At 54.0% G+C, this 26,903-nt stretch carries 25 protein-coding genes, 1 pseudogene and 1 riboswitch; of the genes and pseudogenes, 18 read left to right on the top strand and 8 right to left on the bottom strand.

All coding sequences use genetic code 11. The features are described 5' to 3' along the window. Positions 1-11: 11 nt before the first annotated feature. Positions 12-920, top strand: coding sequence for a metallophosphoesterase (locus P9J57_RS21475; protein WP_104933842.1), 909 nt, complete (start codon positions 12-14; stop codon positions 918-920). A 280-nt stretch (positions 921-1,200) separates the two neighbouring features. Here the strand turns inward: P9J57_RS21475 and P9J57_RS21480 are convergent, their stop codons facing one another. Then, a complete protein-coding gene (locus P9J57_RS21480; protein ID WP_014604659.1) occupies positions 1,201-2,079 on the bottom strand; it encodes a LysR substrate-binding domain-containing protein in 879 nt (292 codons plus the stop codon). 100 nt (positions 2,080-2,179) lie between these two features. Here P9J57_RS21480 and P9J57_RS21485 point away from each other — a divergent pair, with 100 nt between their 5' ends. The 6 genes from P9J57_RS21485 to P9J57_RS21510 all read left to right on the top strand — a co-directional run bounded on the left by P9J57_RS21485 (position 2,180) and on the right by P9J57_RS21510 (position 6,363). After that, positions 2,180-2,494, top strand: coding sequence for a carboxymuconolactone decarboxylase family protein (locus tag P9J57_RS21485; RefSeq protein ID WP_014333202.1), 315 nt, complete (start codon positions 2,180-2,182; stop codon positions 2,492-2,494). Between the two features lie 9 nt (positions 2,495-2,503). Further along, positions 2,504-2,911, top strand: coding sequence for a tautomerase family protein (locus tag P9J57_RS21490; RefSeq protein WP_014333201.1), 408 nt, complete (start codon positions 2,504-2,506; stop codon positions 2,909-2,911). 10 nt (positions 2,912-2,921) lie between these two features. Beyond that, positions 2,922-3,458 carry a DUF4865 family protein gene (locus P9J57_RS21495; RefSeq protein ID WP_029571372.1) on the top strand — a complete coding sequence of 179 codons (537 nt, stop codon included), beginning with the start codon at positions 2,922-2,924 and terminating at the stop codon, positions 3,456-3,458. A 213-nt stretch (positions 3,459-3,671) separates the two neighbouring features. After that, entirely contained in the window at positions 3,672-4,235 is a 564-nt protein-coding gene (locus tag P9J57_RS21500) for a peroxiredoxin (protein ID WP_014333199.1), read from the top strand. Between the two features lie 23 nt (positions 4,236-4,258). Next, complete coding sequence (locus P9J57_RS21505) at positions 4,259-5,494, top strand: protein-disulfide reductase DsbD family protein (protein ID WP_013027917.1); 1,236 nt, start codon at positions 4,259-4,261, stop codon at positions 5,492-5,494. A 176-nt stretch (positions 5,495-5,670) separates the two neighbouring features. Beyond that, positions 5,671-6,363 (top strand): aspartate/glutamate racemase, encoded by a 693-nt coding sequence (locus tag P9J57_RS21510; RefSeq protein ID WP_014604652.1) that lies wholly within the window; start codon positions 5,671-5,673, stop codon positions 6,361-6,363. A 35-nt stretch (positions 6,364-6,398) separates the two neighbouring features. Here P9J57_RS21510 and P9J57_RS21515 read toward each other — a convergent pair whose 3' ends face one another. After that, positions 6,399-6,755 carry a cupin domain-containing protein gene (locus P9J57_RS21515; protein ID WP_013027915.1) on the bottom strand — a complete coding sequence of 119 codons (357 nt, stop codon included), beginning with the start codon at positions 6,753-6,755 and terminating at the stop codon, positions 6,399-6,401. A 533-nt stretch (positions 6,756-7,288) separates the two neighbouring features. Between P9J57_RS21515 and P9J57_RS21520 the strand changes: the two genes are divergently transcribed. Continuing rightward, complete coding sequence (locus P9J57_RS21520) at positions 7,289-7,552, top strand: hypothetical protein (RefSeq protein ID WP_029571371.1); 264 nt, start codon at positions 7,289-7,291, stop codon at positions 7,550-7,552. 337 nt (positions 7,553-7,889) lie between these two features. Next, entirely contained in the window at positions 7,890-8,123 is a 234-nt protein-coding gene (locus tag P9J57_RS21525; RefSeq protein ID WP_029571370.1) for a hypothetical protein, read from the top strand. A 122-nt stretch (positions 8,124-8,245) separates the two neighbouring features. Here the strand turns inward: P9J57_RS21525 and P9J57_RS21530 are convergent, their stop codons facing one another. Beyond that, positions 8,246-8,905, bottom strand: a complete 660-nt coding sequence (locus P9J57_RS21530) for a DUF1345 domain-containing protein (protein WP_014333194.1) — start codon at positions 8,903-8,905, stop codon at positions 8,246-8,248. 582 nt (positions 8,906-9,487) lie between these two features. Beyond that, positions 9,488-9,586: riboswitch (guanidine-I (ykkC/yxkD leader) on the top strand. A 55-nt stretch (positions 9,587-9,641) separates the two neighbouring features. Here P9J57_RS21530 and P9J57_RS21535 point away from each other — a divergent pair. The 6 genes from P9J57_RS21535 to uca all read left to right on the top strand — a co-directional run bounded on the left by P9J57_RS21535 (position 9,642) and on the right by uca (position 17,407). Then, entirely contained in the window at positions 9,642-10,700 is a 1,059-nt protein-coding gene (locus tag P9J57_RS21535; RefSeq protein ID WP_014333191.1) for a putative urea ABC transporter substrate-binding protein, read from the top strand. 24 nt (positions 10,701-10,724) lie between these two features. Beyond that, complete coding sequence (locus tag P9J57_RS21540; RefSeq protein ID WP_014333190.1) at positions 10,725-11,540, top strand: ABC transporter permease; 816 nt, start codon at positions 10,725-10,727, stop codon at positions 11,538-11,540. Next, positions 11,537-12,319 carry an ABC transporter ATP-binding protein gene (locus P9J57_RS21545; protein ID WP_014333189.1) on the top strand — a complete coding sequence of 261 codons (783 nt, stop codon included), beginning with the start codon at positions 11,537-11,539 and terminating at the stop codon, positions 12,317-12,319. Before P9J57_RS21540 ends, P9J57_RS21545 begins: the two co-directional genes overlap by 4 nt. Beyond that, positions 12,316-13,044, top strand: coding sequence for an urea amidolyase associated protein UAAP1 (locus P9J57_RS21550; RefSeq protein ID WP_014333188.1), 729 nt, complete (start codon positions 12,316-12,318; stop codon positions 13,042-13,044). Before P9J57_RS21545 ends, P9J57_RS21550 begins: the two co-directional genes overlap by 4 nt. Before the next feature lie 10 nt (positions 13,045-13,054). Next, entirely contained in the window at positions 13,055-13,690 is a 636-nt protein-coding gene (locus P9J57_RS21555) for an urea amidolyase associated protein UAAP2 (protein WP_014333187.1), read from the top strand. Positions 13,691-13,801: 111 nt separating this feature from the next. Continuing rightward, positions 13,802-17,407, top strand: a complete 3,606-nt coding sequence (uca, locus tag P9J57_RS21560) for an urea carboxylase (RefSeq protein ID WP_210476280.1) — start codon at positions 13,802-13,804, stop codon at positions 17,405-17,407. Between the two features lie 168 nt (positions 17,408-17,575). On the opposite strand, the gene P9J57_RS21565 is transcribed toward uca, so the two are convergent. After that, a complete protein-coding gene (locus P9J57_RS21565) occupies positions 17,576-18,721 on the bottom strand; it encodes a lactonase family protein (RefSeq protein ID WP_064374335.1) in 1,146 nt (381 codons plus the stop codon). Between the two features lie 388 nt (positions 18,722-19,109). Between P9J57_RS21565 and P9J57_RS21570 the strand changes: the two are divergent. Beyond that, positions 19,110-19,235, top strand: a pseudogene (locus tag P9J57_RS21570) (MFS transporter); the annotation flags it as partial. A 323-nt stretch (positions 19,236-19,558) separates the two neighbouring features. On the opposite strand, the gene P9J57_RS21575 reads toward P9J57_RS21570, so the two are convergent. Together P9J57_RS21575 and P9J57_RS21580 are read right to left on the bottom strand one after the other, a co-directional pair. After that, entirely contained in the window at positions 19,559-21,223 is a 1,665-nt protein-coding gene (locus tag P9J57_RS21575) for a methyl-accepting chemotaxis protein (RefSeq protein WP_210476258.1), read from the bottom strand. 281 nt (positions 21,224-21,504) lie between these two features. Beyond that, a complete protein-coding gene (locus P9J57_RS21580; protein ID WP_013027894.1) occupies positions 21,505-22,440 on the bottom strand; it encodes a flagellin N-terminal helical domain-containing protein in 936 nt (311 codons plus the stop codon). Positions 22,441-23,056: 616 nt separating this feature from the next. On the opposite strand from P9J57_RS21580, the gene P9J57_RS21585 reads away from it, so the two are divergent. After that, on the top strand, positions 23,057-24,601 hold the full coding sequence (locus P9J57_RS21585) for a methyl-accepting chemotaxis protein (RefSeq protein ID WP_105082599.1): 1,545 nt from the start codon (positions 23,057-23,059) through the stop codon (positions 24,599-24,601). Further along, the gene (locus P9J57_RS21590; protein ID WP_024472083.1) at positions 24,594-24,923 is read left to right on the top strand and encodes a hypothetical protein; all 330 of its coding nucleotides are present in this window, start codon (positions 24,594-24,596) and stop codon (positions 24,921-24,923) included. Before P9J57_RS21585 ends, P9J57_RS21590 begins: the two co-directional genes overlap by 8 nt. Positions 24,924-25,460: 537 nt before the next feature. Here the strand turns inward: P9J57_RS21590 and P9J57_RS21595 are convergent. Together P9J57_RS21595 and P9J57_RS21600 are read right to left on the bottom strand one after the other, a co-directional pair. Then, positions 25,461-26,207 carry an amino acid ABC transporter ATP-binding protein gene (locus P9J57_RS21595; RefSeq protein ID WP_029569660.1) on the bottom strand — a complete coding sequence of 249 codons (747 nt, stop codon included), beginning with the start codon at positions 26,205-26,207 and terminating at the stop codon, positions 25,461-25,463. Between the two features lies 1 nt (position 26,208). Further along, positions 26,209-26,859 carry an amino acid ABC transporter permease gene (locus P9J57_RS21600; protein ID WP_013027890.1) on the bottom strand — a complete coding sequence of 217 codons (651 nt, stop codon included), beginning with the start codon at positions 26,857-26,859 and terminating at the stop codon, positions 26,209-26,211. Positions 26,860-26,903 lie beyond the last annotated feature (44 nt).

A 26,903-nucleotide genomic window follows, 5' to 3' on the forward strand; every position in this document is an offset into this window, starting at 1 on the left:
GGTGAACGCCAATGTTAACGCCTCACTCGCTTAGTCTGCAGCAGCGCGAACTGCTGGCGGACGTCGCACCGCTGTATCAACCGCCGTTGCTGCGTCCCTTACCTGCGCGGAACAACGTTGTTCGTTTTGGTTTGATCGCCGACCCGCAATATGCGGATATCGAACCGGATGTTGACAACCATCTTTACTATCGCAACGGACTACAAAAACTGCACCAGGCCATCACGGCGCTCAACGCGCAGCCGCTCGATTTTGTGGTGACCCTGGGCGATCTCGTCGATCGCGACTGGTACAGCTATGCTGCGGTATTGCCGGTATATCAAGAATTAAAGCATCCCCATGCCGTGGTGCTGGGTAATCATGATGCGCAGACGATTGCCACACGACTTGAAGGTAAGGTTCCCCTACCCAAGAGCTATTACGCTTTCCGTTTTAACGGCTGGCGCTTCATTGTCTACGATGGCAATGATATGAGTCTTTACTGCAATGCGCTCAACGGCACCGATCGCCAACAGGCGGCAGCGTTGCTGGCCCGGCTGCAACATGAGCATCAACCCCACGCGCAGCCCTGGAACGGTGCCGTGGGCGCGCAACAATTGGTGTGGATAGAGCAGCAGTTACAGGCGGCACAGCAGTGCGGAGAAAGCATCGTGGTATTCGGGCATTATCCGCTGGCTCCCGGGAATACGCATATGTTAATGAACGCCGACGCGCTGGTTAATTTATTCACCCGCTACCGGGTGCGCGCCTGTTTTGCCGGACACGATCATCGCGGAGGCTATGCCCGTATTCTGGACACCGACTTTTTTATCATGAAGGGCATGCTCGACGGCCCTTCAGTTGTGCCCTTCGCGTGGGTGGAAGCAGACGGTGATACGCTCAGCGTACAAGGCTATGGTGGAGAGATAAGCCGGGGGTAAACAGCATTTGCGATGAATGTCACAAAAGTGTGAGCACAGTATCTTCTGTAACGATTTTAGTTACATCATACTCTAAGTGGCCTTACTCAGGTGCCCGCGTCAGGATTAATGCAGCAAGCAGGAGAGGTGCCAAAGCCGGGCCGGACAAAAAGCAGGGCGTTGTTTAAACGACCACAATCTGACAGCCCTGTGCTCAGCCTCAACCGCCAGAAATACCTGCCTGTCCGGTCATCGATTGATGCTGTCTATTGGCTGGATTTCTTCAGGCGCGGTAGTTGGCTTATGTGCCATGAAAGTGCGTTTTTATCATCTGGCAAAGCGAGGCTGCTGCGGCTGATACGTTTTTTTCAGACTGATGCAGACGAACGCCAATCGCGCCAGTATCTGGCAATTTTTGCTGGTCAAATATCGCGAGTGATGACGGCATGCCCGTTTGTGTTCGCAACGTCATTCCGAGCCCGGCCGCCGCGGCCGCCCATATCCCACTCAGGCTTCTGCTGGTAAACGCAATGCGCCAGGGGATATTCATGCTGTCCAGGGCCGCTGTCGCCGCGCTACGCATCAGACAGGGTGCTTCAAAAACCAGTAACGGCAGAGGTCGGTTCCGATCGATAAATGCGCCGATATCGAAATCTTTTGCGCCAATCCAGCAGAGTGGTAATGACCCGAGCGACTCGCTGTAGGCGGTGCTCTCGTCACCCTGCCAGCTCAGGGCAACATCAAGTTCATTGTGACGTATTGCATCCAGCAGAGGCTTGTTGCGGGTCACGGTCGCGGAGACCTGTACGTCGGGGTGCGCACGTGAAAATTGCCCAAGAAGAGAGGGGAGAAGTGATTCTCCAAAATCTTCCTGCAATCCCAGCCGAACCTCGCCACGGATGCCCACCGATTTCACTGCCTGGTAAGCTTCGTCGTTGAGACTCATCAGCCTGCGCGCATAGGCAAGCATCATTTCCCCCTGGGCAGTAAGGACCAGATGTCGTCCTGATTTTTGCACCAGCGCGGCGCCTGCCTGCTGCTCAAGCTTTTTAAGCTGAGCGCTTACCGCCGATGTTGAACGCCCCAGGCGCTCTGCAGCAGCAGCAAAACTACCCAACTCAATACCGGTGACAAAGGTTCGTAATGTTTCAGCATCGAACGTAACCGGTCTTTTCGCCATTTTTCATCCCGTTTTATGGGATTCAGGGTCCCAATATTTCTGATTTTATAGATCGTCAAAGCATCCTATCTTTCTACCACATCCTCAAGGAGAAACAAAAATGAACACGATAAAGGTGAGTCGGGAAAATATGGCCGGAATAGCACCCAAGCTGGCACGTCTCAGTGAAGAGGTCTTATTTGGCGATATCTGGCAGCGGGACGGGCTTTCACCGCGGGACAGAAGTCTGATTACGGTCAGCGCCCTCGTTGCACTGTATCGAAATGAACAGCTGGGCTGGCATCTGGAATTTGCTCGCCAAAATGGCATTTCAGACGATGAAATTATCGAAGTGATAACGCATCTTGCCTTTTATTGCGGCTGGCCGAACGCCGTTTCCGCGTTGACCGTCTTCAAAAACACACTGCCTGAGTGAGGGATACCGATGCCTGTAAGCCATATAGCCATCTCAACAGCGCGTTTTCAGCAGTGGCGAGAGAAAATTTCTGCTGCGTTACAGCAATCGCTTGAAGCTTCATTTTCCGTTCCGCGCGGAGACTGCTTTCAGTTTTTTGATTGTTATGACGCGCACAGCCGGATTTTTGATCGGCATTATCTTTGTGGTGCTGAGGCGGGCCGCAGCAATGACTTTCTTCTGTTTACCATTACCGCAGGTAAAACGCGTAATACGCAGCAGAAACAGGCCTTTTATCAGGATCTCACCCGGCGTCTTGAAAAATCGATGGGTATAAAACCTCATGATGTCATGATCGTTCTTCATTTCACTCAGCCAGAAGACTGGTCTTTTAGTCATGGGAAGATGTTTGACCTGGCGGATATTCCCCAACTTTAAGGAGAAAACCATGCTTGCTATGCAATACCGTTTTGTTCTTCCCGCCGATTACGACATGACGATTATTCAACGCCGGATTGATGACAACGGATATAAGATGGCGGGATTTCCTGGTCTCATATTCAAAGCCTGGCTTTATGCGTGCAAAGCCAAAGGTCCCACAAACACGGATGAAAATGTGTATGCGCCCTTTTATCTTTGGCAGGACGCAGAGAGCATGCACTGTTTTTTGTCTGGGGCAGGTTTTAAAAAGCTTACTGAGGATTTTGGCTGGCCGCAGGTGCATACCTACCCGGTCTTATCGGCCAGGCTGTCGCCAGAGATGGTTCAAGCCGGTTTTGCTTCCCTGGACGTCAGCACCGTTCCTGCTTACGCCGATCTCGCCGGGTTAACACAGCCCCCAAAACAAGCCGGGGCGTTAGCACGCGTATCGGCTCTGGATACCTTTCACTGGCGCCACATAGATTTTTGTCTCTGGACAACGGCGCCCGCGCAAGATTCGGGCCATTTTCAGCGTTATCAGGTAGGGCATCTCTCTGTTCCCTGAATATTTACCGTCTGACACAAAATTATCGCCTAACCGCATATCTAAATGATCGGTTGTAAGACTATCTTACTGTAGATGCCAGACACGTTTGCATTAACGCTCTGGTGACGCTATCGCGTTATTCCATGACGCAAACTTTTTCATTTTTAGTGAATGAACCTAGTATTAACGTGCAAGGGGCACTTATGCCTGCTTGTCGACGGAGAAAAGAGAATGCGTATCAAGAATCACCTGAAAATGCTGACGGCTGCATCATTACTGGCACTGAGCCTTCCAATGACCTCCGCGTTCGCGGCACTGCCGGTGGGTGCAAAGGCGCCGGATTTCAAACTGGAAGCCGCACTGGCAGGTAAAGAAACCACCTTCTCTTTACAGCAGGCACTGCAAAAAGGCCCGGTCGTTCTATATTTTTTCCCGGCGGCGTTTAGTGCAGGCTGTACCTTAGAGGCGCATGCCTTTGCAGAAGCGACAGATGACTTTAAAAAAGAGGGCGCAACGGTAATCGGCGTCACCGCAGGTAATACTGACCAGATTGAGAAATTTTCTAAACTTGAATGCCGCGATAAATTCACCGTTGCTGCCGATCCGGGCGCAAAAGTGGCTGCAGAATACAAAAGTACGATGGAGATGAAAGGTAAAACGCTTTCCGATCGCACGTCTTATGTTATTGCACCGGATGGCAAAATCCTGCTGAGTTATACGGATAAAAATCCAGAATCACACATTCAGAAAACGCTGGATGCCGTGAAAAAATACCGCCAGGCCAACCCGGCTTAATTCCCGATCTGGACAGATAAATCATGTTGACTGCTATCGCCGCCGCTTTTCTGGGCGGCATCATACTTAATCTCATGCCCTGTGTGTTCCCGGTCATTTCGCTCAAGGCGTTGAGTCTGATACGGCATCACGCCAGGCCCGCACAGGCTCGTGCAGAAGGGCTCGCTTTTCTGGCTGGCGTAGTGGTCACCATGATGTTACTGGTTGGTCTGCTGTTGCTGGCGAGATTCGGTGGATCATCAGTGGGCTGGGGTTTTCAACTGCAGTCACCGCTGGTGATTGCGTTGCTGGTTCTGGTGATGCTGGCATCCGCACTTAATCTGTTTGGCCTGTTCGAGGTGGGATTATCACTTCAGCGGGCCGGCGAAGTCGGGGGCGAGCGGGGTGGATTGACCGGGTCCGCATTAACGGGGGCGCTGGCTATTGTTGTTGCTACCCCGTGCAGCGCGCCCTTTATGGCCAGCGCCATAGGTTATGCGCTTGTACAGCCCCCCGTTATCAGCTTTATTATCTTTCTTTCTCTGGCGTTGGGCTTTGCTGCGCCTTTCACCTTGATTTCCTTTTTCCCTGTCGTTGCCCGAATACTGCCGTCGCCGGGTGCCTGGATGATCACCCTAAAACATGGCCTGGCGTTTCCGATGCTGGGTGCGGCGGGTTGGTTAATCTGGGTGCTGGAACGGCAGGCTGGCTCGACGGCGCTGGCAGCGATACTGACCTGTTGCCTGCTGCTGGGTTTTGCCGCCTGGCTGTATGGCCTGGCTCAGAAGCGGCAGATGATGGGAAGGCGGCACTGGGCTCTGCACATCGCCACAGCTGTTGTAATTATCCTGTTGGTACCACCGTTATTTACGCTGAAAACCTCGACGGCAGCCCCTGATTCTTCGGATGTTGTGGCAGCGGCTGCGGTGGCATGGTCTCCCCAAAATGTGGACGCTATAAAAGGCCAGGGTAAACCGGTTCTGGTGAACTTTACCGCCTCCTGGTGCATTACCTGTCAGGTTAATGAACGTACCTCGCTGTCAACCCAGGCAGTAAAGACGGCCATGGCGCGCACCAACACCATTTATATGATTGCTGACTCAACAAAGTACAATCCTGACGTTGAGCAGGCACTTAGTGACTTTGGCCGTGGCGGTTTGCCGCTGTATGTGGTTTATCCTGCTGACGGCGGGAAACCCGTTGTCCTGCCTCAGGTGTTAACGCCGGGCATCGTCATCACGGCATTGCAGCAGGCGAGTGAAAAAGGCAATAAAACGTGATGGTAGATCCCTGCCGGGCATTGGATTTCCGCTGCCCGGCGGCGGTAAGGCTCTGGCGGTAACGGGTTAGCGCAACGCCTGAAAACACGCGGCTAACCCGTCATAATCCTTTCAGGCAACGCGCAGTTTTATTATCCTCGACAGGCTTTGGCAGTGATCTATTTCAAAGGAGAGTGATGAAAACAATCGGCCTTATAGGCGGCATGAGCTGGGAATCAACGCTTCCTTACTATCGGTTGATCAATGAGGGAATCAGAAGCAAATTAGGCGGTTTACACTCGGCAAAGCTGCTTCTGCACAGCGTGGATTTTCATGAAATTGAAGCCTGCCAGCGCAGTGGCGACTGGGATCGGGCTGGTGAACTATTGGCTGAAGCGGCCGTGGGTCTGGCGGGTGCCGGTGCAGACGCAATCGTCTTATGTACCAACACGATGCACAAGGTTGCGGGGGCGATTGAATCTCGCTGTCATTTGCCTTTTTTACATATCGCGGATGCGACGGGCAGGGCGATAACGAGCAAAGGCATGACCCGAGTAGCCTTGCTGGGCACGCGTTATACCATGGAGCAGGACTTCTATCTGGGCCGCCTGAATAAACAATTCTCAATTGCTACCCTGGTACCACCTGCAGAACAGCGTAACGTCATCAACCAAATCATTTTTGATGAACTCTGCATGGGGAAATTTACGGAAGGCTCCCGCCAGTTTTATCTTGAGGTGATACAGGAACTGGCTTCACAAGGTGCAGAAGGAGTCATATTTGGCTGCACGGAAATTGGTTTGCTGGTTTCAGAAGCACAAAGCGCGCTACCGGTATTCGATACAACGCGCATTCATGCGAACGATGCCGTCGATTTTATGCTGTCCTGATTCATCCTCAGTGGGATGAATCAGTGATCGAACTTTTACAGGGTGTCGAAAATCACATAAAGCTTGCGCATGGTGGTCTCCATGACCCATGTCCCTTCTGTATTCGCTTCAAAGAACAAGGTATCGCCAGGTTTGAAATGCTGTGGTGCTTCGCCATCCGCTGTGAAGGAACCCGTTCCTGACAGGAAATGCATCATCTCTGCTTGCTTAACGCCGCGACGATAACTGCCCGCCGTACATTCAAAAATGCCCATATCTGTATTCTCATGACCGGGGATCACCGTCTGCAGCCCGGCCAGTGCAATCTCGGGCGATCCCGGAAGGCCCTCAACGGTCCCCCATGATTCCAGCGTCTTGATTGAAGCGGGTTGATCAAGTTTTTGTACTTTCATTTCATGCTTCCTGAGCAGTCGTTAACGATGCAGCGTGGTCTGAATTGATACGTCAGCGTATACAAAAACAGAAAAACAAAGCGCGTCTTAAACGCTTCGGCATGAAAGTTATGCGCAGAATACATTGCCCTAAAAGCATGAAATTTCTGGCCGCAGCCTACACAGGTTTTTGAGTATGGTGCTATCGATGCCAGGTTTAGACAGTTTGAGAGAAAGTGCAGCCAGTTACCACTCATCCGCTCGTCATTGGTTAATGCTCTGCTCAGTCAGGATCTGAAAAATGTGTAAGTAAGGGGGGATGTTGCAATATCAACGAGCAGAATGAGGTAAATAAGATAATGATTTTAATCTTTATTATTTCCCTACGCCTGGAGCTCTCTGCATCAGGCTGGCAAGGGTTAATCTGATTTATCAGGTCCGTATTAAAATGGAAATATAAAGATTCTATTTTCACACTGCTGAGTTTGAATACAGCACAGAGCAGAACGGCTAACCGTTCTGTCCTTCCTGGCGTAATCTCTAAAGGGCAAGTTATGAAAATGTTATCCGTAAAAGTGGCACTGCAAACAACGGCGTTCACCATCGCGACCTTGATTACCTTTCAGAATGCGGCACTGGCTGTATCTGTACATGAACAACAGTCAGCTTCTACGCTGCAAAGGAACAATGCGGGCAGTGCGGGGAACATCAAACTTGCTGCTCATCAAAAGCCTTCAGGCGGTTTGCGCATTAATCCTGCCTGTGATGACACCGGCGAACCTTGCCCACACGATGAAACTCAGGATGATATGTCCTGAACCTGCTCGGTTTTACATCCTGAACTGATTATTTAGCCTTTTAATTATGCTCAACCCCCTCAACGAACTGCACCTCAAAAGCTGGACGTCTGACTGAGTAAGGTGCAGTTTTTTATATTCTCTTACATCTCCTTCCCGTCGTTATCGATAAGCGTTAAGGACTGAATATTGTGCTAAAAAGCGCCTGTTATGATATCGCTATCACTCCCGCAACGTTAAATGCTTAACGGCGGGTAAACGGTTTCAAGATTTACTGACTTCGGTCAGCAGAAGCGTCCTGATTAACTATGCTCAGTAGACATTAATGCGTATTCGCTATTTATCAGGGAGTCATTCGATGAAAAAATTGTCAGTTGTTCTTGTTACCGCGAGTCTGCTCATGGCGATGAGTTCACAAGCTGAAGCCAAAGGCTGTCTAAAGGGCGCGGCCGTGGGCGGCGTGGCAGGGCATGTTAAACATCACGGTGTCGCTGGGGCCGCAGCAGGCTGCGCTGTTGGACATCATATGGCCAAAAAGAAACAGAAAGAAGCGGCCAGTCAACAGCAAGGGCAACAGCAGCAGGGCGGTTAATTTTTCTCGCAGTCTCTGCACCCTCTCAAAGAGGGTGCAGCTTCCCGTCGCACAGGCTTTAAGCGGTAAATTCCCGTAACAGTCAATGCGCTTCTCTGCTGGCTATCGTCGCAGGCAGACTCTCAACTTAACAAACTGGCTGCCACATTCACGGACAGTCCCAGAATCGCCAGATTAAAAATAAAAGAGATAACCGACTGCAACAAGGCGATCTTGCGCATTTCTGTCGTGCCCGTCGCCACATCCGCCGTCTGGGATGCCACCGCGATGGTGAATGAGAAGTAGAGAAAATCCCAGTAAGCCGGATGCGTCGGTTTCTCCGGAAAGATCATCGGCGTGATACTGTTGCTGCGAAGCAGGTAATGCTGATGGGCATAATGCATGGCAAATGCGCTGGGCAGTAAGGCCCATGAGGCGATGAGCGTCATGGCAGTCAAAAGCAGATGCAGGGCCCGCGACGAGCCCGTCAGGCTTTTTAACGTGGGAAGCTCGCTCATGATGGCCACCATACTGATCATACAGGCCACGATGACCAGCCCCAGCACCAGCGCGGCACTTTGATCCTGCATCTGGGCGATTCGTTTAATCTCATCTGGAGCGGTACGCAACATGCGAAACCAGATAAACCACAGATAGAGCCATGCCAGCACGTTCCAACTGATTAACAGTCTCTGCATTTGCCCCAGATGCTCAGGCAGTAAAACATAGCAGACGAGACCTGCCACCACAGAGATCAGCAGGCGCAACCGGGCAAACAGATTTGAGCGAAGGGAAGAGGACATGGTTATGTTTTTGCTGGTTACTGAGTCAGTTAACTGTAGTGCAGGCCGGATGACCCTGCTGCAAAAAACGCGCGACGTTTATGGTGGGTTAAAGAACCGGCAGAACGCAAAGCCAGTCTCTGTGTAGCACGCCACTGCCATACCCGCGTGCGGGCATCTAATGGAGGGTCAACACAAGAGAAGTGCGGATGGTCACCGTTGAAAGCGTGTGCGTTCCCTTAAGCTACGAGGATGGCTATCGCGTAATAGTGGCTCCCCTTTGGCCGCGCGACATCTACAGGATTAAAGCACCTCGCGCCATCAGCGGTATTGCGTCAGGCGTTATACCGTTACGCCTCGTCAGGATGGACACTACCGCTGCAACGTCGCCCAGAAAACCGCGCTGATGCTTATGATGTAAGGACTGCACAGCATATTTCGTGTTCCAGTCAGCACTGATTGTGTGCAATGCCCCTCGGTCACTCATCATTCTGGTGCTTCGTCACCAGGGATAATGCTAAATCACTGATTTTTATTGTTATTAATTCTGGCACGTCAATTGCAAAAACCTGATCGGTAAGCAGCGCAACACATAATCTGAATTAAATAGCTGGCTAGGGTTCCGGTTCACGCAGGTGAATGTCTGGTCCGAGAGCTGGCGACCTCTGAGAGGTTACACGGCGGGACAAAAGCCCGGGAGACAGCAGCACCGTCAGGTGTCGCGCTGCTCCTTTTTTGTGCCAACCAGAGGTTAACCATGAAAACAACGCCGTTCATCCGCACGCTTTTGCTGTCACTCACCTTGCTGATCAGCTTTTCTTCCTTCGCCACGGTTAAAAAAGAATTCAACATCTGCTGGACGATCTATGCGGGCTGGATGCCCTGGGGCACCATCAGCAATGAAAAAATTATTGATAAATGGGCCAGCAAATACGGCATCAAAATCAATATTGTTCAACTCAACGACTACATCGAATCCATCAACCAGTACACGGCAGGGCAGTTTGACGGCTGCACCATGACCAACATGGATGCGCTGACTATCCCGGCGGCAGGTGGGGTAGATTCGACAGCACTCATTACCGGCAGCTATTCCGATGGCAACGACGGCGTCGTGCTAAAAGGGGTGAATAAAAAACTCAGCGATCTGAAAGGTATGTCGGTTTATCTGCCCGAACTCTCGGTATCGCACTATCTCCTGGTTCGCGGGCTGGAAAAAGCCGGACTGCAGGAAAAAGATGTGAAAGTGGTTAATACCTCCGATGCGGATATCGTCTCGGCCTTTGGCACCAGCAATGTGCGGGCAGCGGTAGCCTGGAACCCGCAGTTGTCCGTCATCAAAAAGACGCCACAAACCACCGAAGTGTTTAGCTCCACCCAGGTGCCCGGCGAACTCATCGACATGATGGTCGTGAACACCCAAACGCTGAAAGATAATCCCGCCCTCGGCAAAGCGCTGACCGGTGCGTGGTTTGAAATGATGGCAAAAATGCAGGCGGGTGATAAACAAGCGCTGAGTGCAATGGCGGCAGATTCCGGTACCGACCTCGCGGGCTATCAGGCTCAGCTTAAAACAACGCATCTGTTCTGGACGCCTGCTGAGACATTGGCCTTTATTTCTTCGCCTGATCTGCCAAAGACCATGCAACGCGTGGCGAACTTCTCGTTTGACAAAGGTCTGCTGGGTCAGGGCGCACAGAGCGCTGATTTTATCGGCATGACATTCCCGGGCAACGTCACCGTTGGCGATAGGGCTAACAGCAAACTGCGCTTTGACGACAGATATCTTAAGCTGGCCGCTGCGGGCAAGTTGTAACCACTGACCACGGGAGTTCATGTCATGCGCTACATCAACCGCTATCCCCGCCAGGGCATGCGCCTGACGCTAATGCTGTTGCCCTTCGTGCTGATCATCGCCGCCTGGTTTATCGGATCAGCGGTGCGGCTGGAGGCCAATCCGCAGGACAAACTGCTGCCCGGACTGTCGCAGATGATTGAGGCGATTGATCGGATGGCCTTCACGCCAGATAAGCGCAGTGGTGAATACCTGCTGTGGGCCGATACGTTTATCAGCCTGAGCCGTCTGCTCATGGGGCTGGCGCTCTCCTCGCTGATTGGCCTGTGCCTCGGCATTGCCGCGGGCGTTTTTCCGATGTCCCGCGCCGCACTGTCACCCCTGATGACGGTTGTCTCAATGGTGCCGCCGCTGGCGATTCTGCCCGTGCTGTTTATTGTTTTCGGCTTGGATGAGCTGTCGAAGGTCATGCTCATCGTCATTGGCATTACGCCGATGCTGGCACGCGATCTTGAACTGAGGGCACGGGAAATTCCGGCGGAACTGTTAATCAAAGCGCAAACCCTGGGAGCCAATAGCTGGACGGTCGTGCTGCGGGTCGTGCTGCCGCAGCTGTTATCACGGCTTATCACCTCGGTACGGCTGCTTCTGGGATCGGCCTGGCTTTTTTTAATTTCCTCCGAAGCGATTTCGGCGACTGCCGGGCTGGGCTATCGCATTTTCCTGGTGCGTCGCTACATGGCGATGGATGTGATTATCCCCTATGTCATCTGGATCACGCTGCTGGCCTGGCTGATGGATCTGGGCCTGCGCAAGCTGCACAACGCCTGTTTCCCATGGGCGGAAGGAGGCCGGGAATGAGTTTTATCAGTATCAACAATATCTGGCAGGAGTACGGCGACCACGTGGTGCTGGAACGCATCAATTTGCAGGTTAAGGCGGGCGAGTTCTGCTCTATGGTCGGTGCATCGGGCTGCGGGAAGTCGACGTTTTTGCGCCTGCTGCTGGGTCAGGAAAAACCCACCCGGGGAGAGATCACCCTGGATGGTAAGGCACTGGCGACAGAACCCGACCGCAGCCGCGGCGTCGTGTTTCAACGCTATTCCGTGTTTCCCCATCTCAATGTACTGGATAACGTCGCGATAGGGCTCGAACTGCCTGCTTCGCCCTTGTCGGGTCGCCTGTTCGGCGCCCGAAAACGCGCGGCCCGGCAGCAGGCACGACAGATGCTGGACAAAGTGGGGCTGGGAAATGCGCTGGATAAATATCCGGCACAGCTCTCCGGCGGAATGCAGCAAAGGCTGGCAATTGCCCAGGCTTTTATCATGCAACCGCGAGTGCTGTTGTTGGATGAGCCCTTTGGCGCACTGGATCCCGGTATCCGCAAAGACATGCACGCGCTGCTGCTTCAACTGTGGAGTGAAACCCGAATGACGGTCTTTATGGTCACCCACGATCTTACTGAAGGCTTCAACCTGGGTACACGGCTACTGGTATTTGACAAAGTCCGCCACGATCCCCAGGCCCCTCATGCCTGGGGCGCGCGTATCACCTATGACATTCCGCTGAATGAGGCGCGAATGGCACAGCTGATGACAGACAGTAAAGACAACGTTTATGCATTAAGGAGACAGCAATGACGGCACGTTTTCACTCAGCCCCCAGTCTGCGCGAAGAGCGGCTTCCCGGCGGGGCGCATACCTCATTCATTCTGCGCAAAGGGCACATCCTGCGCCTGACCGATATTGATGGCGGCGCGAACGTCAGCATGATGATGCTCAATCCGCATGAGAAAAGTGAACGCCTTAATCTACCGGATACGCTGAAGGGCCAGCATACGGCCCGGCTCACTACCGGCCACTGTTTCTATTCCGATATGGGCCGCGTACTCGCCGGGATCGTGGCGGACAGTTGTGGCTGGCACGACCCGTTTGGTGGCGTACTTAACGCGGCGGAAACGCGCGAAAAATATGGCGCAGGGCGCTATCAGGAGCTGCGGAATGGGTTTTACCGCAATGGAGTCGATAATCTGCTGGTCGAGATGGGCAAATGGGATTTGGGTCTTGAAGATCTGCTCATGGTCGTTAACTTCTTTAGCAAAGTCACCGTCGATGAAGATGGCCGCTTCCGCTTCGATACCGAACATAGCCGCGCAGGGGATGTTGTTGAGCTGTTTGCCCCAATGGACGTGCTGATCGTCCTGACCGCGCTCCCCCATCCAATGGATCCTGCCCCTGACTATGCACCGCGTCCCATCCAGCTGAGCTGGTATCAGGCCGATGACGTACAGGCTACCACTGAAGCGCTGTTCATCCGCGATGAAAATCAGCGCGCAATACATAACACCCAACTTTTTGCCCTGTAAGGAGTCAGCGATGATGATTATTTCCAGCGACCGCCGCCCAGAGGATGCGGTTTACCGTCATGTGATTCCGGCGGGCGAACCCTGGCTGTTTGAGGTCAAACAAGGGCAAACATTGCGTCTGCTCGACCTGGAAGGGAATCAGGCGATCGATACGCTGTTCTACAACGCAGATAATCCGCGCGAGCGTTACGATCCCCAGCGTACGCTGCGCCGTCAGGGTAATGCTTACCTGACCACCGGCAGCGTACTTTACTCGAATATGGGCAATCCGCTGCTGACCATTGTCGCCGATACCTGTGGCCGCCACGATACGTTGGGCGGTGCCTGCGCGCAGGAAAGTAACACGGTACGTTATGCTCACGACAAGCGCTATATGCACAGCTGCCGGGATAATTTTCTTTGTGCCTGCCTGCATGACGGTCGCCTGCATAAACGCGATATCGGCGCCAACATCAACTTTTTTATGAACGTTCCCGTCACTCCGCAGGGTGGACTGACCTTTGAAGACGGTATTTCCGCCGCCGGCAAATATGTTGAACTGCGCGCCGAGTGTAATGCGGTGGTCTTAATCTCAAACTGTCCGCAGCTGAATAACCCCTGTAACGGCTGGAATCCCACGCCCGCCGAGGTATTGGTATGGAACTGAGCCTGGTGCGACTGAACAATACGCACGCCTGAACAGGAGAAGCCCCGGGGACGGCCCCAGGGGACATGTCGACTTTCTGCGGGACGACCCGCTTTCCTGAGAGTTCCGCTTATGTTTGATACCTTACTGATTGCTAATCGCGGTGCGATCGCCTGCCGCATCTTGCGCACCCTGCGCGCCATGCAGGTCAAGGGGGTGGCTGTCTATGCCGAGGCCGATCTGGGCAGCCTGCATATTCGTGATGCCGATGAAGCGTTATCCCTTGGCGACGGCCCGGCGGCACAAACGTATCTGGCCGCTGAAAAAATTATTGCCGCAGCGCAGCAAAGCGGTGCACAGGCGATTCACCCGGGCTACGGTTTTCTCTCTGAAAACGCCGGGTTCGCTGAGGCCTGCGAGGCCGCAGGGCTGATTTTTGTTGGCCCAACGCCACAGCAGTTGCGGACTTTTGGTCTGAAGCACACGGCCCGTGCTCTGGCGAAAGCTGAAGGTGTGCCCTTGCTGGAAGGCAGCGAATTACTGGCCGATGCCGCCGAAGCCTGCCGCGTCGCCGAGACCGTTGGTTATCCGGTGATGCTGAAAAGTACGGCGGGTGGCGGCGGGATTGGCATGCGCGTTTGTCGCGATGCGCATGAACTGACGGAAGCGTTTGATACCGTGCAGCGGCTGGGGCAGAACAACTTTAGTGATGCCGGCGTGTTTCTCGAGAACTATATCGAACGCGCACGTCATCTTGAGGTGCAAATCTTTGGTGACGGGCAAGGAGACGTTATCGCGCTGGGTGTGCGTGACTGCTCGGTGCAGCGGCGTAACCAGAAGGTCATCGAAGAAACACCTGCCCCCAATTTGCCTGAAGGCATGGCACAGGCGCTCTGCGAGGCGGCAGTTGCGCTGGGTAAAGCAGTGAACTATCGCAGCGCGGGCACCGTGGAGTTTGTCTATGACAGCCTGAACCAACAATTTTACTTCCTGGAGGTCAACACTCGCCTTCAGGTCGAGCATGGCGTAACAGAACAGGTCTGGGGCGTTGACCTGGTGAAATGGATGATTGAACTGGCTGCGGACACCTTGCCGCCCCTGCGCGAGCTGGTTGCCGGGCTTGCGCCACAAGGCCATGCTATCCAGGCACGCATTTATGCGGAAGATCCGGGACGGCAGTTTCAGCCTTCACCGGGCCTGCTGACAGACGTTGCCTTTCCCGACCAACAGGATGCTCGCCTGCGCATTGATCACTGGATTGAAGCCGGTTGCGAAGTGCCGCCCTTTTTTGATCCGCTGCTGGCGAAAACGATCGCCTGGCGGCCCAGCCGCCCGGAGGCCATTGCCACACTGGCGCAGGCGCTGGCAGAAACGCGTTTATACGGTGTTGAAACCAACCGCCTCTATCTGCAGCAAATTTTAGCGTTTGCGCCCTTTGTTCAGGGAGAACCCTGGACCCGTTGTCTGGAACAGCTGAGCTATCAGGCAGCGACGGTTGAGGTGCTAGGCGCCGGTACGCAAACCAGCGTGCAGGATTATCCGGGCCGTCTGGGCTACTGGGCGGTCGGCGTACCGCCATCGGGGCCGATGGACGACCGCGCCCTGCGTTCAGGCAATCGGCTGCTGGGCAATGACGAGGGGGAAGCCGCACTGGAAATTACCCTCACCGGACCCACTCTGAAATTCAATACCGCCATCCAGGCCGTCATCTGCGGTGCACCACTGAGCGCTACCCTGGATGGCCAGCCCGTGCCGATGGATTGTGTTTTTACCCTTTCCGCCGGGGCGACGTTAAAGCTGGGTGCTGTGAGTGGGGCGGGCGTGCGAAGCTATCTCTGCCTGAGCGGCGGCATTCAGGTGCCAACGTATTTAGGCAGTAAAAGCACCTTTACGCTTGGCCAGTTTGGCGGCCACGCCGGACGCGCACTGCGTAGCGGCGATGTGCTGCACCTGGCCCCACAGGCAGCAACGGAAGCTGGCGTGGCACTTCCTGAGGCATTGCGCACGGATCTCCCGCAGATCCGCACCCTACGGGTAATTTATGGTCCACACGGTGCGCCGGAGTTCTTCGCGCCGGACTATATCGCCACTTTTTTTGCCACGGAATGGGAAGTGCATTTTAACTCCAGCCGCACGGGCGTCCGCCTGATTGGGCCCAAGCCCATCTGGAGCCGAGACAGCGGGGGCGAAGCCGGACTGCATCCGTCAAACATTCACGATAATCCGTACGCGGTAGGTGCGGTTGATTTTACCGGCGATATGCCGGTGATTCTGGGCCCGGATGGACCCAGCCTCGGGGGATTCGTTTGTCCGGTCACAGTCATCGAAGCCGATCTCTGGCAGTTAGGGCAGTTGAAAGCCGGTGATAAAGTGCGCTTTACCTCGGTGGATTTAACCACCGCGCGCCAGTTGGCTAAAGCGCGAGGCCAGGAACTGGCAACGCTCTGTTGCCAGGCGACAGCCTGGCAACCTGCGCCGCTGACCTCGCCGATCGTGATGACCTGCGGTGAGGCCGATAAGCGTCTGGTCGCGCGACTTTCTGGCGATACGCATCTGCTACTCGAAGCCGGGGAGCCGGAGCTGGATCTGGTTCTGCGTTTTCGCATTCATGCCCTGATGCAGGCGCTGGAAGCGCATGCAAAAGACGGGGTGATTGATATCACGCCCGGGATTCGTTCGTTGCAGATCCATTTTCAGCCTGAAATCCTCACCCATGACGCGCTGCTGGACTGGGTACGCGGCGAGTGGCTCAGGGTTTGCCTGAGTGATGATCTGCAGGTGCCAACTCGCGTAGTACATCTGCCGCTTTCCTGGGACGATCCCGCCTGTCGCAAGGCGATTGAAAAGTACATGACGACGGTACGCCCTGATGCACCGTGGTGCCCCAGTAACCTTGAATTCATTCGCCGCATTAACGATCTGCCTGACGAACAGGCGGTCTGGGAGACGGTGTTTGAGGCCAGCTATCTGGTTATGGGGCTGGGCGATGTCTATCTGGGGGCGCCGGTTGCGACACCGCTGGATCCGCGCCATCGCCTGGTCACCACAAAATACAACCCGGCGCGCACCTGGACGGCAGAGAACTCGGTGGGTATCGGCGGCGCTTACCTCTGCGTTTACGGCATGGAAGGACCTGGCGGCTATCAGTTTGTGGGGCGCACGCTTCAGATGTGGAATCGCTATCGAGAGGTTGCTGATTTTGCGGGGAAACCCTGGCTGCTGCGCTTCTTTGATCAACTGCGGTTCTACCCTGTATCCGCCGAGGAACTGGTGCAAATCCGCCGCGATTTCCCGCTGGGGCGTTATCCGCTGCGCATTGAGCCCAGTACGCTGCGGTTGAGTGATTATCAGCAGTTTCTCGCTCATGAGGCGCAAAGCATCGCGGCGTTTCGTGACCACCAGCAACAGGCGTTCAATGCGGAACGCGATCGCTGGATCGCCAGTGGTCAGGCCCATTTCGACAGCCAGGAGAACGTGGCAGAAGAGGGCGGTGATGCACCGCTACAGCAGGGCGAGCAGGGTGTCGAAAGCCCGGTTTCCGGCAACCTTTGGCAAGTGCAAACCACGGTGGGAAGTCGGGTTCAGGCGGGGGATGTTCTGGTGGTGCTGGAATCCATGAAAATGGAGATTCCGTTGCTGGCACCCTGCGATGGGATCATCCAGCAGGTTAACGTACAGCCAGGCAGTGCCGTGCGCGCCGGACAGCGGGTTGCGGTGATTGTGGAGGATAACACTTGATTTTGCGTTGGCACTGGCAGCGATAATCGCTGGGCCTGAGTGCTTATCGATCATGCCCGTTAGTGATCTTGAACGTGCAGGTGCGCGAGGCTAACCTTCTCGTGCACCTGCACGCTGCGTCGGTAACACGCACCACAGCGTGACGTGCATGTTATCTGCATCAATCTTTCAGGGAACAATAACCATCTGTGAAGGCGCGCCTACGGCAACATAGTTCCCGGTAAAGCTGATGGCACCACTCGCTTTATCCACCCTGAAGCTGGTGATGTTATCGCTACGCTGATTCATCACGTAAATCATGCTGCCATCAGGGGATAATGTCAGCGTTCGGGGGTAATCCCCGCGCGTCCACACATCATCTTTATGCGTCAGTGTGCCGTTAGCATTGACCTCAAAATGCGCAATGCTGTCATGCAGACGGTTGGCGACGTAAAGATTTTTCCCGCCCTTATCAATGACTAACCCGGCTGCAAAACTGGTGCCTTTATAACCGGAAGGCAGCGTAGAAACCGTGGCCTTTTCCTGCAAAGCACCGCTTTGCGGATTAATGAGGTAATGTGTGAGCGTGGAGGCTTCTTCATTCACTAACCAGAGCGCATGACCCTCAGCGCTAAAAACGAAATGGCGGGGGCCTGCACCGGCAGACGAGGCGTTTATCCATGCGGGTTTGCCGGGCGTCAGCGTACCGTCTTTATTCAGGTGGTATTGGTAAATGCGGTCCAGCCCCAAATCCGTCGAGTAAACAAACTGGCCCGTGGGATCGCTGGCGACCATATGTGCATGCGGACCATTGTGATCGCTGATGGCAAAGCTGCCTTCTACCGCTGCGGCCGGTTTGCCTGCGCCAGCCGGGCCGCTGTCCTGATGATGATCGACAGCCTCACTCAGCTTGCCTTCTGGCGTCACCGCAAACACTGTAATACTGCCGCTGACATAATTTGCGACCATCAGGTAACGCTGATCGGGTGTCAGGGACAGGTACACCGGTCCTTTGCCTTGCGTGTCGACCTGATTTAATGCCGTGAGCGAACCGTCCGTACCAATCTGATAAGCGGTGATGCTGCCTTTCTCGGTCTCACTCGCCACATAAAGATGTTTACCATCCGCTGACGCCACCATCTGTGCCTGGTTGGGCAGTTGACTCACCAATGTTTTTCCCGACAGTTCACCCTGCGCATTGAGGATAAATCGATAAACCCCTTCGCCATTGGGATTATAGGTTCCCACATACGCGTAAGATGCCTGAGCCATCAGCGGCACAATGGCCGAAGCACTTGCAACGGCGGCTAGCGCCAGAATCGTTTTATTCATCATTTTTCCCTACTCGCCAGTGTCGTTAATTTTTACGGTCGCCTGAACATCCGGGCAATGAATACTTAGTAAGCAAAAGGGCAGAGCGTCGCGTTTCAGTAATACGTTCTTTCTTCACGTCGAAACGGTTGCCAGAAAAGGAAGATGAGCGGTATTCGTTTGCTGTTAGTCGTGTCGCTTTTTGAAATGTCAGAAACGGCCCCTCGTGGCACGAAGCCTTACGTTGATGCTGTTCGTTTTCTGATGCGTCCGTTAAGCGTTGTGTCAGCTATGTTAAACCAGAGTCTGGACAAATTATCAGCAATGTCTGGCCGGATACAGAGAGTATTTTTCCAGTACTAAACGGAAATGTTTTGGCAGGGGGTGAGAGATGTCACAGGAGAGGTAAGTACTCCAACTACCCGTTAGCCAGTTGGCATGGATAAGTAATGTCTACATCCTGGGCCTGATGTTGGTCATACCGCTTAGCAGCTGGCTGGCAAGACGTATGGGGGCCAAACGTCTGTTCATGCTCTCAGCACTCCGAATCCTAAGCCGTCATCAGTTGCGTCCTCAGCCGGGAAACCCTGGAAAAAGGACGATAATGCGGACATCTCAATACAGCCAGAGGCGGACATCTGAATTTAGCCGTTACCTTAAAGTGCGCATAATACTAATTATGTTAAATAAGACATCCCGCCGCGTACCCGGTTACGCACCCGGCACCTCACCTGCGTCCCCTCTGGACCTGAAGCCCGTTAATCACCGGGCGCGCTACGTGAAAACTGGCGCACAGAACCCCTGCGGGTTATACAGAATTCACGTAGCGTTGCCTGCTTACCCCCTCACATCGGGGCATGCTCAGAATGTTGTCCAGTTTTCTTCCAGCGTTGTCTCTTTTGATCGCATGGAATTGTCATGCGTCGTCGGGGATGCGGTAACCGTTACGGGCGCAACAAGTGCTGTTTTAACGGCGGAGGATGAATGATCTGAAAGTGTAAAAACGGATACAGACTGCATTAGCAGATCGGCCTGTTCACGCAGGCTTGCTGCCGCAGAGGCAGACTCTTCCACAAGTGAAGCATTCTGCTGCGTGACGTCATCAATTTCTGTCACGGCTATGCTGACCTGTTCAATGCCGCGCGCCTGTTCAGCAGTAGCGGCGGTAATTTCCTCTACCCTGTCAGTGAGTTGGCCCACCGAAGAAACAACGGCAGACATCGTGCCAGCAGAACGCGCTACCAGCGTTGAGCCTTCACTGACGCGCTGAGCGTTGGCCTCAATGAGCTGACGAATCTCACCCGCAGCAGTCGCACTGCGCTGCGCCAGTGAACGAACTTCACCAGCGACAACGGCAAAGCCGCGACCCTGCTCACCCGCGCGGGCAGCTTCGACGGCGGCATTGAGCGCCAGAATGTTGGTCTGGAAAGCGATGCTGTCTATCACTGAAGTGATATCCGCAATGCGCCCTGAACTTTCGCCTATGCCCTTCATGGTATCGGTGATATCTGAAGTGATGTCATTACCCTGCCGGGCAATCTCACGTACCGTAACGGCCAGCGTGGCGGCCTGGCTGGCATTATCTGCGTTATTCCTGACCGTGACACCCAGTTCACCCATCGTGGCAGCGGTCTGTTCCAGCGCGCTGGCTTGTTCTTCAGTGCGCTGTGACAGATCGGTGTTTCCCTGAGCTATCTGAAGGCTTGCTGCGGCAACGCTTTCCGCATTCGCCCGAACGGCACTCACGGTTTGCACCAGGGAATGCTGCATGCCACGAATAGCTTCAAGCAGTTTCCCGGTTTCGTCCCGTCCGCTCACCGGCACCTCTGCAGTGAGATCACCTTCAGCAACCCTTACCGCCGCTTCAAGTGCGATATTGACGGGCCTGACGATACTGCGGGTAATAAACCAGGCGAGCGTTGCTGCCAGTACAATGGCAGCCAGGCTGAGTGAAACGAGTAACGTTACGGCGTTGCGCTGCTCTGACGCGGCTTTAGCTCCCGCGGTCTTCATCTGCTCCCCCTGGAAGCTGGCGAGGTCCGTGATAGCCGTTGTGTATTCGTCCTGAGCCTGATAAGCCGGCCCGGTGAGTAGTTGCGTCACCTCATCCCGCTTGCCTTCCATACCCAGTTTTACCGCCTGCTCAGAATAAGATAGATACTGTTTCCCTGCTTTTTTCATGACGTCAATCAGCTCGCGACTTCTGGGAGCGTGCAGTATGTGATCGACTTTGTTGAAAGCCGTTTCAAGCCGGGTGCGGGCCTGCTCATAATTTTGTTTCAGTCTTTCTTTTTGCGCCGGATCGTCGACAAGCGCGATGCTGCGAACCATACGACTCATATCAGTAACGTAAAAGCGAAGATTACTGGCAGCGGTAGCCTTGTCAAAACGATCGCCGGCCAGTTTATCCACGGTGTCGCCCAGTGAGTCGATACGCATTAAACCGGCCAGGGTAATAACGATGAGAAGAAGCAGGATAAAGCCAAATCCGGCACCGAGACGGACGCCGATTTTAATATTGTTCATTATCTTTCCTCGGTTAACACTCGAAAATGAAACAGTAAAGAAAACGGCTTCGTGCCGGGAGCCGATAATACGGGCGTTTGGCAAGATGGTGTTCTTAAATCAGTCCATAGCCCTGCTTAAGCATCTTGATGGCGTGTTCAGAGTGCTACTCCGCCCCACATCCCATGTTCAACCTGACATTTCCACCGCGACGAGAATCAGGGTTTTGCCCGCTTCTGGTTACAGAGCGGGACGAAATCGTGAGGAACTGCATCAGACAGCATCCAGTTCCTCAGCGTTTATTAGCGGAGCAGTGACAGCATGGTCTGTGGCACCTGGTTGGCCTGGGCCAATACAGAAGAGCCCGCCTGCTGCAGGATCTGCGCGCGGGACATGTTCGACACTTCCGTCGCGTAATCCGCATCCTGAATACGGCTGCGGGCCGCGGTCAGGTTTGTCACGGTATTGTTCAGGTTGCTGATGGTGGACTCGAAACGGTTTTGCGAGGCACCCAGCAGGCTGCGCTGGTTATCGACCGCTTTGATGGCTTTATCAATGTCGGCCAGTGGCGTGGTACCTGACGCTGTGCCGCCTGAACCGCCGGTGACAGCCCCTTTCAGCACGTCGAAGCCGATGGCTGACGTGGTGCGGGCATTGCCGTTGACCGTCTGGCCTGTCGTAGAACTGGTATTCTGAGTGGTGCCTGTAGAAGCGTTGCCCGCTGCAGCCAGGTCAAAACCGTCGCTTGAGCTCAGCGCAATACCAATAGTTTCGCCGTCTTTTGCGCCCACCTGGAAATTGTAGGTGGTGCTGCCGGAGCCGGTGTTCAGCACTTTGATACCGTTGAAATCAGTCTGTTTCGTAACGCGGTCGATTTCCTGCATGCGCTGGTTAACTTCAGCCTGAATCGAGTCGACATCCGAGGCTGAGTTAGAGCTGTTCTGCGCCTGAACGGTCAGGTCACGAACTCGCTGCAGATTATTGTTAATTTCAGTCAGCGCGCCCTCGGCGGTCTGCGACAGCGAAATACCGTCGTTGGCATTGCGGGCGGCAACGGTCATCCCGTTGATGTTGGAGGTGAAACGGTTAGCGATGGCCTCACCGGCTGCATCATCTTTTGCGCTGTTGATGCGCAGACCGGAAGACAGGCGCTCAATCGCCGTGCCTAGTGAAGACTGTGACTTTGTCAGGTTATTCTGCGTAACCAGTGACAGCGTATTTGTGTTGATAACGGCCATGTTGACTCCCTGTAGTCAAAGCGTGCAAATCACGCCCTAACGTTATCGTCACGATAGTTGCTTTCTTTAATTGTGACGCAGGTCGATCATTTATCACTGGAATCAATTTGACATACTGACGACGTGTCATGTTGACCATGCAACAGGCCTCTTTTTACTGACCACCTGTCAATCAGCCCAGATGGCCTGCGCCTCCTAAAAAGGGGCATTCATTTCACGTCAAGCTGGTATTGTCTGGTCACGGACTCAGGTAAGTCGAGTAATGGCACGGATAATCGCGGCTTTTCGATCGGGGAGAGATGTTTGTTGGAAAAGGATGTTTAGTCTCTCAATCAACTTATTGTGCGTGAAGGATTTCTCATCATAAGGGTTTTCTGAAGGCAACCCCATCAGTGGGGCAGGACGTGACTGAGATGACAGATTCCGACGTCAGGCAAAGCCGTTGCGCAGGCAATTGAAGTACGCAGAAACAATTTTTTTCAGATTATTCTCAGTAATATTGGAGCGAAATAAGCACTAAATGCAAAAACCCATCTAGGATTAATTCGGTCGGACTGCTCTTGACGTCCGGCAAAGATTAACCAACACCAGAACGCCCTATATAACGAGAAAAGACATGAAAATATCGACTCGCCTTGCTGCAGGTTTCGGCCTGCTTATCTTCCTGTTCATCATCTGCACCGGTACTGCGCTGAATGCGCTCTATAAAGCCCGGGAAGGAATGGACAGGATCGTAAACATCAAAATGAAAAAGTACCAAATTGCGCAGGACATGCTCGGTGAACTGAGAGAGATGTCCATAGACGTCAGAACGCTTGGGCTGCTGAGCGATCCTGTGGCAATGAAACCCGTAGCAGAGCGCATGCAGAAAACTCAGGCGCAATATAGCGCTAACCGCCAGGCTCTTGGTGACTTGCTGAAGATCGATTCTCTTCCGGCAGGACGGAACGCTTTCAAGAGACTGACCGATACAGAGGCCTCTTTTTTTGCCATTTTTGCAAAGGCCAGTCAGCTTGGCCTGGCCAATCGCGATAAAGACTTCTTTGAGTGTCTGACAAAAGAGGTCCAGCCCGTGCAGGATAAAATGCTCAGCGATTTGCAGGTTGTGACAGGGATACAGCAGAAGACAAGCTTTGCTGAGGTGAAGGAGAACAGCACTTCAACTTCACGCTCATCTCTCATCCTGATCCTTCTGGCCGGTGCATCCATTTTCATCAGTGTCGGGGCCTGTGTATTGGTTGTCCGTGTACTAATGCGCCAGCTGGGCGGTGAGCCTGCCCAGGCGCAGGCACTGGCCGCCACCATTGCGGCCGGCGACCTCACATCGCCGGTCGTGCTTCGCCGCAACGACACGACCAGCCTGCTGGCGTCGCTTGACAGCATGCAGGCCAACCTGCGCGGCCTGGTGTCGCAGATTAAAGAGACCTCTGCCTCTGTGGCCCTCGCCTCGGACGAAATCGCGCAGGGTAATACTGAACTGTCATCCCGCACCGAACAGCAGGCGGCTGCGCTGCAGGAAACGGCCGCCAGCATGGAGCAGCTGACCGCCACGGTGAAGAGCAACGCGGCCAGTGCGCAGCAGACAGCAGAGTCCGCCCGTGGGACCGCGCAGCTGGCTCACGCAGGCGGGTCGGACGTACAGCGCATGTCAGCGACCATGCAGGACATCTCAGCGAGTGCCGCAAAAGTCCGCGACATCACGTCAGTGATTGAGGGCATCGCGTTCCAGACCAACATTCTGGCACTGAACGCCGCGGTGGAAGCGGCCCGCGCAGGTGAAGAGGGACGCGGATTTGCCGTGGTAGCCGGAGAGGTGCGTACGCTGGCACAGCGCAGCGCGACGGCCGCAAAGGACATCAAGACGCTGATTGAGCAGGCCGTCGATCAGATTGAAAGCGGCGTCGGCGTAGCTTCATCGACCGGACAGAGTATCCAGAAGGTGGTCGGCCTGGTCGGTGAGCTCGCTGAGGCGATGGATAACATCTCCCTGGCGTCCGCAGAGCAGATGCAGGGCATTTCGCAGGTGAGTGTTGCCGTGAGTCAGATGGACGGCGTGACGCAGAACAACGCGGCGCTGGTCGAGGAGTCATCCTCGGCTTCGCAGTCACTGTCTGAGCAGGCGCATGCGCTGAGAGGTATGGTGGAAACGTTCCGTGTCTGATGAAAACCAGCCCACTTACGAGGAAAGACTGATTAAGGCCGTCAGGCTAATGAAAGCGGATGTTGACGCGATTTACACGCAACTGAGGGATGGAACCTATGCTGACCCGGACACCTTTATCAATAACTGGACACATCTGATGGACCGGGTAAAAAATATGAAGCCGGTCCTCAGCAAGCCCGGCGTCATGGAGACGCTGATGCGTATGGATGTCCGGCTCACGGCAGAGTTGCTGGCCATAACTTACTCTGTGCAGATAATAGAGAATTTTATAAGATGCCTGGAGCACCAGGCCAGAGAGAATGGCAGCAAGCCCCGATAAACTCTCCCTGCAGTTGAAATACGTCTTTCACAGAACACCGGTCAACGTTACTCCGCTGTGATGTGTCTGTTGTCAGAAATATTCTCGTCGCCTCCGTGCTGGCCCGTCGCGTTCATGCTGACGGGCCTTTTTTTGTCCGACGACTGATGCCGGGTAAATGCATCATCCGGAAGCTGCACGGTTCTCCTTCTCCGGACACGCTTTCCCCGTACCTGACGGGCCTCACGCACACGCGGCCATCCTTTCGGTCTGGTAGCGTGTCTTCAAAGAGAATGTCAGGAAAGTTTCTGTTTGAGCCTGTCGTTGACCGAATATAACCGGATTCAGACAGGGAACTGACAATGCTAAAGGCGCTTGTGACAGGAAAATTAAGTCTGCGAAAACATTCTGGTGATGGGGATTCGGCGGAACCGCGCTGATTGTGGCCATCAGCAAGGCGGGTGTATCTGCACGGTAACGTCGTCAATCCGCTGTTTGCGCGTCATGCGCTTTCTTGAGGCGCTAAAAAGTCTCAGGAGTGACAGAATTGCTCCCGTCTCATCCTGTTCCGGACGCAGATGTTCCCAGAACCCGCCGCAGGAAATCTTGCGTGCGCGCCTCCTGAGGGCGCAACAGCACCTGTTCAGCGTGGCCCTGCTCCACAATTTGTCCGCTGTGCAGGAAACAGACGCGATCGGCGACCTCTCTTGCAAACTGCATCTCATGCGTGACCACGATCATGGTCATTCCCTGCTGTGCCAGGTTGCGCATGACCTGCAGAACCTCGCCGACTAACTCCGGATCCAGTGCTGATGTCGGCTCGTCGAAAAGAATGGCTTTCGGCTGCAATGCCAGCGTTCGTGCGATGGCCACGCGCTGCTGCTGACCACCGGAAAGCTGCGACGGCCAGGCGGAGACTTTGTCGGCCAGTCCTACTCTTTCCAGTAACTCTTTGGCTATCTTTTCGGCTTTACTGCGCGATTCACCGTTAACGTAAATCGGACCTTCCATCACGTTTTCCAGCACGCTACGGTGCGGAAAGAGGTTAAATCGTTGAAAAACCATTCCTATCTGGCGACGAAGCGAATTGATATTTTTACTTTTACTGTCAACATGCTGGTCGAGCACGCGAATGGTGCCGCTTTCATAGGTTTCAAGCCCGTTAATACAGCGCAGCACAGTCGATTTTCCGGAACCGGAGGGCCCCACCAGGCACACCACTTCGCCCTCATCGACGCGGAAACTTACCCCTTTCAGCACTTCGACAGCACCGAACCGCTTATGGACATCGAGAATTTCAATCATCTCAGGCTCCTTTTTTCTGACGATTTTCAAGGTGCTTAGTGAAAGCCAGTAGTGGCATGCACAAGGTCAGATAAAGTAACGCCACCAGCGTATATACGGTGGTGTTATCAAAGGTTGAGGCGGCCAGAAGCTGTCCCTGCCGGGTCATTTCGGTAACCGCAATCGTTGAAGCCAGCGCAGAATCTTTCAGCATCATCACCAGCGTATTGCTATACGGCGGCAGCGCGACATGAAAAGCCTGAGGCAGGATGACGCGCCGCATCGCTTTAAAGAAGCTCATGCCCATCGAGCGCGCCGCTTCAAGCTGACCACGATCGACCGATTCAATACCCGAGCGAAAAATCTCTGCGAGGAAGGTAGAAAAGCAGAAAGCGATACCGACCACGCTGGCCTGAAACGATGTCAGGGTAATGCCGATATCGGGGAAAACAAAATAGATATAAAACAGCACCACAATCATCGGTAAGGCACGCGTGATATTGATGATGACGCTCACGGGCCAGGAGATGATTTTAAAAGGACACATTTTTGCGGCAGCAAACACCAGACCTAACGGCGTGCTGATGAGCAAGGACAAGATCGTGATATAAATTGTCATTTCCGCCCCTTGCAAAAGAAAGGGAAGGTAAACGTGAATACTGCTCCAGTCCATTATGCGCTCCCGCCGGTGTTGAGTGTGAGGCTAAAATTCATTTT

The sequence above is a fragment of the Pantoea sp. nfd-35 genome (genome assembly GCF_056892255.1).